Source organism: Stenotrophomonas sp. (genome assembly GCF_031995405.1).
Classification (GTDB): domain Bacteria; phylum Pseudomonadota; class Gammaproteobacteria; order Xanthomonadales; family Xanthomonadaceae; genus Stenotrophomonas.
Map to the genome: position 1 here is coordinate 14,435 of NZ_DAMAGC010000067.1, position 7,321 is coordinate 21,755.

Annotated in this window: 6 protein-coding genes; all 6 read left to right on the forward strand. The window is 67.6% G+C overall.

Annotated elements, in window-relative coordinates:
• Window positions 1–115: 115 nt before the first annotated feature.
• From flgG to flgL, 6 genes are read left to right on the forward strand one after another with little or no spacing between them, the layout of a single operon-like run.
• The gene (gene flgG / locus RTO53_RS12685; RefSeq protein WP_256776987.1) at window positions 116–901 is read left to right on the forward strand and encodes a flagellar basal-body rod protein FlgG; all 786 of its coding nucleotides are present in this window, start codon (window positions 116–118) and stop codon (window positions 899–901) included.
• 23 nt (window positions 902–924) lie between these two features.
• On the forward strand, window positions 925–1,617 hold the full coding sequence (gene flgH / locus RTO53_RS12690) for a flagellar basal body L-ring protein FlgH (protein WP_312238128.1): 693 nt from the start codon (window positions 925–927) through the stop codon (window positions 1,615–1,617).
• Window positions 1,618–1,624: 7 nt separating this feature from the next.
• A complete protein-coding gene (locus RTO53_RS12695; protein ID WP_312238129.1) occupies window positions 1,625–2,809 on the forward strand; it encodes a flagellar basal body P-ring protein FlgI in 1,185 nt (394 codons plus the stop codon).
• 1 nt (window position 2,810) lies between these two features.
• Complete coding sequence (flgJ, locus tag RTO53_RS12700) at window positions 2,811–4,040, forward strand: flagellar assembly peptidoglycan hydrolase FlgJ (protein WP_312238130.1); 1,230 nt, start codon at window positions 2,811–2,813, stop codon at window positions 4,038–4,040.
• Between the two features lie 8 nt (window positions 4,041–4,048).
• Window positions 4,049–5,929, forward strand: a complete 1,881-nt coding sequence (gene flgK, locus RTO53_RS12705; RefSeq protein WP_312238131.1) for a flagellar hook-associated protein FlgK — start codon at window positions 4,049–4,051, stop codon at window positions 5,927–5,929.
• The gene (gene flgL / locus RTO53_RS12710; protein ID WP_312238132.1) at window positions 5,926–7,128 is read left to right on the forward strand and encodes a flagellar hook-associated protein FlgL; all 1,203 of its coding nucleotides are present in this window, start codon (window positions 5,926–5,928) and stop codon (window positions 7,126–7,128) included. Before flgK ends, flgL begins: the two co-directional genes overlap by 4 nt.
• Window positions 7,129–7,321: the final 193 nt, after the last annotated feature.

Genomic DNA, 7,321 nt, shown 5'->3' on the forward strand with positions numbered 1-7,321 from the left:
CGGGGCACCCACGGGACCCCGACGGATTTCCGGCGCGGTTCTGGCACAGCCCATGCATCGCTCCCAGTGACGGCCGCCCCGGGTGGCCACCCGCAACAGACAAAGGAACATCGCCATGAACCAGGCATTGTGGATCGCCAAGACCGGACTGGATGCGCAGCAGACGCGCATGTCGGTGGTTTCCAACAACCTCGCCAACACCAACACCACCGGTTTCAAGCAGGACCGTGCCAGCTTCGAAGACCTGCTGTACCAGCAGGTGCGCCAGCCGGGCGGTTCTTCGTCCGCGCAGACGCAGCTGCCCACGGGCCTGCAGCTGGGCACCGGCGTGCGCGTGGTGGCGACCTCCAAGAACTTCGAGCAGGGCAGCCAGCAACAGACCGGCCGCGCGCTGGATGTGATGGTCAACGGCCGCGGCTTCTTCGAAGTGCAGATGCCCGATGGTTCCTCGGCCTATACCCGCGATGGGTCGTTCCAGCGCAACCAGGACGGCGAGCTGGTGACCAACAGCGGCTACCCGGTGCAGCCGGGCATCCAGATCCCCGAAGGCGCGCAGTCGCTGACCATCGGTACCGACGGCACCATCAGCGTGAAGATGGCCGACGACGCGGCCTCGGTGGAAATCGGCGCGCTCACCCTGACCGACTTCGTCAATCCGGCCGGCCTGCAGGCCCGTGGTGAAAACCTGTTCCTGGAAACCACCGCCTCCGGTCCTGCGCAGAACGGCAACCCCGGCCTGAACGGCCTGGGCAGCGTGGTGCAGGGCGCGCTGGAAGGCAGCAACGTCAACGTGGTCGAAGAGCTGGTGTCGATGATCGAAACCCAGCGCGCCTACGAAATGAACGCCAAGGCGATCTCCACCACCGACGCGATGCTCGGCTACCTCAACCAGAACGTCTGATCGGTCGAACCGGGAACCCTGCCATGTCGCACCTGCGCCCTACCCTCCGCCTGCTCTCGGCCAGTGCCGTCGTCGCCCTGCTCGGCGGCTGCGTCATCGCCGGCGACGTCCGCCCCTACCCGGCGATGGCGCCGGTCACCCCGATCGTCGCGCCTGCCGCACAGGCCACGGCCGGTGCGATCTACGCCGCCGGCCCGGGCCTGCAGCTGTATTCGGACCGGCGCGCCCGCGATGTCGGCGACCTGCTGACCATCACCCTGACCGAGAACACCACCGCGCAGACCACCGCCAACACCACCACCGCCAAGGAATCGGACCTGAGCATCGGTACCCCGACCCTGTTCGGCGCGCCGGTGACGCTGGGCGGCAAGGACATCCTGAGCGCCACTGCCAAGGGCTCGCGTGATTTCGCCGGCAAGGGCACTACCGCGCAGAGCAACCGCCTGCTCGGCAGCGTGACCGTCACGGTGGTGCAGCGCCTGCCCAACGGCAACCTGGTGGTCCAGGGCGCCAAGAACCTGCGTTTGAACCAGGGCGATGAGCTGGTGCAGGTGCAGGGCATCGTGCGCGCCGCGGACATTTCCCAGGACAACACCATTCCCTCCAGCCGCGTTGCCGATGCCCGCATCGTCTACGGCGGCCGCGGCCCCGTCGCACAGTCCAACGCGATGGGCTGGCTGAGCCGTTTCTTCAACTCGGCGTTGACGCCGTTCTGAGCCTGACATGACCCTCTCCTTCTCCCCGTCCCGGCAGCGACGCGCCGCCTCGCTCTACCCGGCTGAACAGCGCCACGCCGCCGTGCGGTATGCGGTGCATGCGGTGGTGGTGCTGCTGGCCGTGTTCGCGCTGGTGGCACCGGCGTCAGCCGAGCGCATCAAGGACCTGGCCCAGGTTGGCGGCGTGCGCACCAATGCGCTGGTCGGCTATGGCCTGGTGGTCGGCCTGGACGGCAGCGGCGACCGGACCAGCCAGGCACCCTTCACCGTGCAGAGTTTGAAGAACCTGCTCGGCGAACTGGGCGTCAACGTGCCGGCCAACGTCAATCCGCAGCTGAAGAACGTGGCCGCCGTGGCGATCCACGCCGAGCTGCCGCCGTTCGCCAAGCCGGGCCAGCCGATCGATATCACCGTGTCTTCGATCGGCAACGCGGTCTCACTGCGCGGTGGCTCGCTGCTCATGGCACCGTTGCGCGGTGCCGATGGCCAGGTCTACGCGATCGCCCAGGGCAACCTGGTGGTCGGTGGTTTCGGCGTACAGGGCAAGGACGGTTCGCGGGTGTCGGTGAACGTGCCCAGCGTGGGCCGCATTCCCAACGGCGCCACGGTCGAACGCGCGCTGCCGGACGTGTTCAACGGCGGTGGCGACATCACCCTGAACCTGCACAAGAACGACTTCACCACGGTCTCGCGGATGGTTGCCGCGCTCAACGCTGCCTTCGGCGATGGCGCTGCGCGGGCGATCGACGGCGTCACGGTGGCGGTGCAGTCGCCGAGCGACCCGGGCGCCCGCATCGGCATGCTGGCGCGTATCGAAAACCTGGAACTCACCCCCGGCAGCGCGCCGGCCAAGGTGGTGGTCAACGCACGTACCGGCACGGTGGTGATCGGCTCGCAGGTGCGCGTCGGCCCGGCCGCCATTTCGCATGGCTCGCTCACCGTGACCATCAACGAAAACACCAACGTCAGCCAGCCCAATGCCTTCGGCAACGGCCAGACCGTGGCCTCGCCGCAGTCCACCATCACCGCCACCAACGACGGCAGCCGCATGTTCAAGTTCACCGGCGGCACCACGCTGGACGAGATCGTGCATGCGGTCAACGCGGTAGGCGCCGCGCCGGGCGATCTGATTGCGATCCTGGAAGCACTCAAGCAGGCCGGCGCACTGAGCGCCGAGCTCGAGGTGATCTGACATGCGCATCAATCCGGCACTGGAACTCAATCCGGCCCAGGCCAACAGCCCGGCCAAGGTGGACAAGGTGGCGCGCCAGCTGGAAGGCCAGTTCGCGCAGATGCTGGTCAAGAGCATGCGCGATGCCAGCTTCGGCGACTCGCTGTTTCCCGCCGAAAACACTATGTTCCGCGAGATGTACGACCACAAGATCGCCGAGGCGATGACCCGTGGGCGTGGGCTGGGGCTGTCGGCGATGATCACCCGCCAACTGGGTGGCGCCGAGGCCGAGGCGGCCAAGCCGACCGACACCGCGTTGAACCCGGCCGCCGCGCTGCGTGCCTACCGCCTCAACGCACCGGCGGCCGCGCCAATGGCGTTGCCGGCTTCGGCCACGCCGACCGGCACGCCGAGCGAAGTGGAGATGCTGCAGCAGCTGCGCGGCGCCGATCCGTCGGCCGTGCTGCAGCCGATGGAACGTGCACTGGACCTGATCGCCGGCCGCGAAAGCAGCCAGATGCACGAGGCCATCGGCCGTTCCGATCCGTATGCGGCGGCGCCCGGCGTCAGCGATCCGACCGAACAGAACTGGGCTGCACTGGCCGATGACCGTTGGCGCGACGTCAATGGTACAGCCGCCGCGCGGGCGCCGAGCGCGGTCGATACGCTGGCGGCCAACACCGCCGCCGCCCAGCTTGGCCCGCACACGCCCGAAGGCTTCGTGGCCAGCATCTGGAACCACGCCCAGCAGGCCGCACGCGAACTCGGCGTGGATGCCAAGGCGCTGGTGGCGCAGGCCGCGCTGGAGACCGGCTGGGGCCGCAAGCTGGTGCAGCGCAACGGCGGCGGCAGCTCGCACAACCTGTTCGGGATCAAGGCCAGCGGCTGGGGCGGCGAGCGCGCCACCAGCGGCACCCATGAATACGTGGACGGCGTGCGCCGCAATGAAACCGCCAGCTTCCGTGCCTATACCTCGGTCGGCGACAGCTTTGCCGACTACGTGAAACTGCTCAAGAACAGCCCGCGTTACCAGAACGCGCTGCAGGCCGGCGGCGATGTCCGCGGCTTTGCCCAGGGCCTGCAGAAGGCCGGCTACGCCACCGATCCCAGCTACGCGGCCAAGATCGCCGCGATTGCCGGCGGCCCGACCATCGAGCGTGCGATCGCCGCCGTGGGCGATGCCAGCCAGCGCCTGGGCCAGACCTTTGCCAGCACCGCCAGCCCGACCGGGCTGGGCGTCATCCGTCGTTGAGGTAACCCATGTCCAGCGTACTTTCCACCGGCACCAGCGCCCTGCTCGCTTTCCAGCGGGCGCTGGCGACCACCAGCCACAACGTCGCCAACATCAACACGCCGGGCTACAGCCGGCAGAAGGTCGACTTCGCCACCGCCAATCCGCAGAACTTCGGCTATGGCGACGTGGGCAACGGCACCCGCATCACCGACATCCGCCGGGTGGCCGACCAGCTGGCGATCTCGCGGTTGCTCGATGGCAGTGGCGAACTGGCGCGGTTGAAGCAGCTGTCGAGCATGGCCGACCGTGTGGATGCGATGTTCTCCGATACCGCCACCAACGTGTCCGGGGTCTGGTCGAGCTTCTTCGACACCGTCAGCGGGCTGTCCTCCAACGCCTCGGGCACGGCCGACCGGCAGAACATGCTCGACGGCGGCAAGACCCTGGCCAGCCGCTTCCAGCAGCTCAACGGCCAGCTCAATACGCTCAACGGCGAGGTCAACAACGGCCTCATCGCCGGTGCCTCGGAGATCAACCGGCTGGCCAAGGAAATCGCCCAGCTCAACGGCAGCATCGGCGGCAACGCGGCCAACGCCGCGCCGGACCTGCTGGATCGCCGCGATGCGCTGATCGCCAACCTGGTCGGCTATACCGGCGGCAACGCGGTGATGCAGGACGGCGGGGTAATGAACGTCTACACCGCCGGTGGCCAGGCGCTGGTGGTGGGCACCACCGCCTCCAAGGTCACCACCGTGGCCGATCCGTACATGCCCGAGCGCCTGCAGCTGGCGCTGGAAAGCGCGGGCCAGAAGATCACCCTGGAACCGAAGACCCTCGGCGGCCAGATCGGCGGCCTGCTGGAGTTCCGCGATACGGTGCTGACGCCGACCCAGGCCGAACTGGGCAAGCTGGCCGTCGGCATGGCCAGCAGCTTCAACGACGTGCACCGCCAGGGTGCGGACCTGTACGGCAACCTGGGCGGGGACTTCTTCAACATCGGCAGCCCGCGCATCACCGGCAACGCCAACAACACCGGCACGGCCAGCATGACCGCCAGCTTCGGCGACCTGTCCAAGCTGGACGGGCAGAACGTGCTGCTCAAGTTCGACGGCACCCAGTGGCAGGCCACCCGCGCCGACACCGGCGCGGCGATCCCGATGACCGGCACCGGCAGCGCCACCGATCCGCTGGTGATCAACGGCGTGGAGCTGGTGATGACCGGCACCCCGGCGGTGAACGACCGGATGCTGCTGCAGCCCACCGCCGGCGTGGCCGGCACGTTGTCGGTGGCGATCACCGACACCTCGCGCATCGCCGCGGCCGCCCCGATCAAGGGCACCGCCGCGCTGACCAATACCGGCACCGGCAAGCTCACCGGGGTCAAGGTGACCGACCACAACAACGCGGCGCTGCGCAATCCGGCGGCGATCGTGTTCACCAGCGCCACCGAGTACACCCTCAACGGTACCGGGCCGTTCACCTACACCGCCGGTCAGACCATCAGCGCCAACGGCTGGAGCTTCGTGCTCGACGGTGCGCCCAAGACTGGCGACACCTTCAGCATCGGGCCGACCCCGGCGGGGTCGTCGGACAACAGCAACGCCCTGCTGCTGGCCAAGGTGGAACAGGCCAAGGCGTTCAACGACGGTACCGTCACCCTCAGCGGCGCACTCGGCGGGCTCACCACCCAGGTCGGCGCGGCGGCCCGCTCGGCCGACTATTCGCTGCAGGCCCAGCAGGTGATCACCGACCAGGCGCAGTCCGCGCGCGATTCGATCTCCGGGGTCAACCTGGATGAGGAAGCGGCGGACATGCTGCGGCTGCAGCAGGCCTACCAGGCCGCCTCGCAGCTGATTTCCACCGCCGACAACATGTTCCAGACCATCCTCGGAGCCGTGAGCCGATGAACAGCCGTATTTCCACCGGGATGATGTTCCAGCAGTCGGTGTCGTTGATGATGGCCAAGCAGGCCAAGATGAGCCATCTGGAACAGCAGATCGCCACCGGCCGTCGGCTGGTGACGGCCAAGGACGATCCGGTCGCCTCCGGCGCCGCCGTGGGCCTGGACCGCACGCTGGCCTCGCTGGACCGCATGCAGCTAAACGCGGGCAACGTGCAGAACCGGCTGGGCCTGCAGGAAAACGCGCTGGCCCAGGTCGGCGACATGATGGGGCGCATCACCGAGCTGACGATCTACGCCAACAACCCGGCGCTGGCAGCCTCGGACAAGCAGTCGATGGTCACTGAAATCGAGGCGATCCGCGGCAATCTGCTGGCGCTGGCCAACAGCACCGACGGCACCGGGCGCTATCTGTTCGGCGGCACGGCCGATGACAGTCCGCCTTTCAGCCAGATCGATGGCAAGGTGGTGTACAACGGCGACCAGAACCAGCGCCAGGTGGAGGTCGGGCCAGACACGTACGTGCTCGACGCCCTGCCCGGCAGCGAGATTTTCCTGCGGATCGGTACGGGCGATGGGCACGTGGACGGGGCCGCCAGCACGGCCAACACCGGCACCGGGGTGCTGACCAATGTGACCCGCGATGGCAGTGACAGCTGGAACGGCCAGGGCTTCAGCGTACGCTTCACGGCCGAGGACCAGTACGAGCTGCTGGATGCCGGCGGTACGGTGGTGTCCACCGGTACGATGAAGGCAGGCGATGATCTGGTGCTCAACGGGGTGCGTCTGCACATCGATGGGAAGCCGGCGGCGGGCGATACGTTCGAGGTCACCCCGGCGACCAGCCGGGACATTTTCAGCACGCTGGACAGTCTGATCGGGTCGTTGAAAATGGACACGGGCAGCGCGTCGAAGTCGGCGGCACAGCAGAATCTGCTGCAAAGCGGTCTGCGCGACGTTGCGCGGGCCTCGGAGCGGATGATCGATTCGCGTGCGGCCGGTGGTGCGCAGTTGAAGGCGCTGGACAATGCGGCGGACATGCGCGAGTCCAATACCGTCACGCTCAAGAGCACGCTGTCGCAGATGCGCGATCTGGACTACGCCGATGCGATCAGTCAGTACCAGCTGGAAAGCACGGCGTTGCAGGCCGCGCAGACGCTGTTCTCGCAGATGCAGCAGATGTCGTTGTTCAACGTGTTGCGCTGATACCGCGACACGAAAACCTGGATGGCCTGAAGGCCGCGATGCATTGCGCATCGCGGCCTTTTTGCTTTTTCCTCTCCGCATCCAAAAGCAACAGCGCGGATCATCCTCTGCTCATGGTGTGGGCGGGGGTGTGGGGGTTCGCGGGACACGCCGCAAGTACGTCCCTGTAGGCTCGCGTGCGCCATCCATGGCG